This window comes from uncultured Succinivibrio sp. (assembly GCF_902756765.1).
Taxonomy (GTDB): domain Bacteria; phylum Pseudomonadota; class Gammaproteobacteria; order Enterobacterales; family Succinivibrionaceae; genus Succinivibrio.
Genome location: NZ_CACVSS010000155.1, coordinates 1 through 3,014 on the forward strand (window position 1 = coordinate 1; position 3,014 = coordinate 3,014).

Annotated in this window: 2 protein-coding genes; both read left to right on the forward strand. The window is 38.5% G+C overall.

The window, feature by feature from the left end; translation table 11 throughout:
• Nucleotides 1-845 precede the first annotated feature (845 nt).
• Nucleotides 846-2,546, forward strand: coding sequence for an IS1634 family transposase (locus tag QZU45_RS11820; RefSeq protein ID WP_295355543.1), 1,701 nt, complete (start codon nt 846-848; stop codon nt 2,544-2,546).
• A gap of 104 nt (nt 2,547-2,650) precedes the next feature.
• On the forward strand, nt 2,651-3,014 hold a 364-nt coding region (locus QZU45_RS11825; RefSeq protein WP_295355545.1), incomplete at its 3' end, for a LysR family transcriptional regulator.

Genomic DNA, 3,014 nt, shown 5'->3' on the forward strand with positions numbered 1-3,014 from the left:
TTACGTACCATATCTAATATCAGATACAGTTTAAGCGTGTCATCCTGTGCTTCTTCGCTGTTGCGATTCTAGTATGCCTATCAGTTATTCCTATTTCCCCTAGCGAACTTTGAGCTCATGGAGCAATCACTGGCTTATAACTGATAGACAAATTCTTTTAATGTGCTGCTATATATTGTCCTTTAGCACACTGCTTATGCCAATCGTATGTTACTAAATTGGCGTGTATTCTAATCTTCATTGCATCCAATGGATTCTATGTTCTGCATTCTTTTGGAAGTATTGCATTTGCTCTTCTTCCTGCAATTAACCAGCTTGCCTGGTTCTGCCAAAATGATAGCTTCCTTTTCGTATTACTGTGTTCATTCGAGCCTCACACGGGCTTTAACGGATTTGTCTATCATCTTCAGTTTAACCTACAAGCATAAGCTGTGGGCTATAGAGTTAAATTTAAAAACTTATGTTGCTTATTTAGGCAGGGTTACGACGTCCAGCGATTTTTAACATCGTACGTGTACTAATTGAGTGACTGCCTTATTTAGGCAGGGTTACGACTTTATACTGAAAATTCGCTTATTTTATTATATCTGACATTGAGCAGTAAATTTTAGGAATATTTTTCGGGCTAGTGTAACTTGTTGATTTTCGATCACTTTTTACATTTGCAATTATTGAATAAGATTATTTTATAAATCAATAGGATAATATCAATTTTGAGACACAAGGATCACTCCAACATACTTGAATTTGTTAATTGTGAACCACGGATCACGCAAACTATAATTTGCTTGAGAATGTCTTTGTAGTACTGTAAAAAGAAGCCATCAGAACAAAGGAAAAAGATGATGGCAGTTAAATTTGAAAACAGCGAAGAGCTTTTCAGTACACAGATAGGCAATATAGGACTTACAGCCGCAGCATTTGATTACTTTGGTTTGGCTGAGGTAATAGAACTTTGTGCGGGTAAGACAGGATCACACGTTAAAGTAAAGCAGAGTGAAGTTGTAAAACTGATGTGCTGTCAGGTTCTGAATGTTCCATATCAGTCTCTGTACGGAACAGAGGAGTTCTATCAGGAAAAGCCTATACAGGGACTTACAGGAAACAGCACAATCAGCTCACACGATTTAAACCGTGATGTACTTTCAAGAGCGTTAGATGCGATAGCAGAATATGGACCTGAAAGACTGTTTTTAAAATGTGCAAAAGCAGTGTCATCAAAATTAGGGCTAAAGCCTGACACAGTTCACTTAGATTCAACGAGCTTTCATTATGAGGGCAGAACCAGAGCAGAAGAAGGATGTAATCTGGTGCTTGACCAAGGATACAGCAGAGATTCGCATCCTGAACTCAATCAGATAAATGAGCTGATGGTATGTGATGAGCTAAGCAGACTGCCATTATTTGCAACCTGTGTCAGTGGTCATACAAGTGACAAGACAAGTTTCAGAAACATTATTATCGATTACTGGAAACTTATAAAGCAGCAGTTTAGTGAGTTGCGTTACCTTGTAGGTGACAGTGCGCTGTGCACAAGTGAAATAGCCATGACAGCTGCCAGAAACGGAATTTATTTTGTCAGCAGGATACCTGATAAGAACGGTGAGGCTGTCTCCTGTTTTGAGAAACTCAAGGCATCACCACAGTCACTTGTCCCTGTAGACAAAGATGAGCCTGATGGTCCTAAGGCCATGTGGTGTGGTGAAGGAGTTATAGGAAAGCAGAAAGTCAGAAAACTCTTAGTACAGAATGAACTGCTTACAGGAAGAAAGACTGAGACTGTTAACAAGAAGGCTGAAAAAGAACTTGAAGCGGTTCTTAAGGCTTTAAAAAAGTTTGAGATACATCCCTGCAAGTGTATGGCTGATGCTGAAAAACAGGTAACAGAACTGACTTCAAAGTTAAAACTGGTTTCTGTAAGTGACATTACCTATGAAGAGGTTAAAGGATATAAAAGTAAAGGTCGCCCTAAGAAGGATGAAGAGAAAGTTACAGTAAGTGTCATTGTAAGAGCAAATGCTCAGATTGACACAGAGGCTATAAAAGATACAGTGGAAAAGGCAACCTATTATGTTCTCTGTACCAATGATACAGAGCGTAAATGGACCATGAGTGATTTACTTTCCACCTATAAGAAACAGTCTGTGGTTGAAAGAAACTGGAAATACTTAAAGGACAGAAAAATCCTGGTGGGAGCTCTGTTTCTTGAAAGTCCTTCCCGTATCAATGCGCTGATGTGGCTAATGACACTTGCACTGCTTATCTTTTCTGCAACAGAATACCTGATGCGTAAAAAGATGGCTGAGAACAAACTTTCAATTCCATCTCCTGACCACAGGACTGAACTTACAAGACCTAGTATGATGAGAGTTTACCAGTACCTTAGTAATTCCAGCATTTGTCTGACGTACATACCTGGTAGTGAGTTTGTAAAATTAACGGGAGTGCCCAAAGATATGCAGAAGATTTTGCTGTCTATGGGCGAGGAATGGTGCAGATATTATGTAAGTTCGACTTACAAAACTTTTATCTGCACTGAGGTTTAAAATTTATGGCAGTAAAGATCGGGGAGAAATAATCCTAAAATTTACTGCTCAATGTCAGTAATATATAATCTCTATTATAAGATTATCAAAAGCAGGCTTTTACTATGACTCTTACTCAGCTTCGCTATGCGATTACTATTTCTGAAATCGGTTCATTTAATAAGGCAGCTCAGATCCTTTATGTTTCTCAGCCTTCTTTGTCAAATGCAATTCATGATCTTGAAGATGAGTTTTCCATCACCATCTTTCACAGAACCGGAAGAGGTGTAAGTCTTACCAATGAAGGTGTTGAATTCATTGCTTATGCCCGTCAGGTTTATCATCAGTACCAGTCATTATTAGAGAAGTTTGGCAAGAACGGCACTATAAAGAAAAAGTTCGGTGTTTCAACTCAGCACTATTCTTTTGCAACAAAGTCTTTTGTTGAGATGGTTAAAAAGTTTAATACCTATGAATACGACTTTGCCA

Coding starts and splice junctions, on each gene's coding strand:
- QZU45_RS11820 (WP_295355543.1), top strand. CDS start 846: ATGGCAGTTAAATTTGAAAACAGCGAAGAGCTTTTCAGTACACAGATA.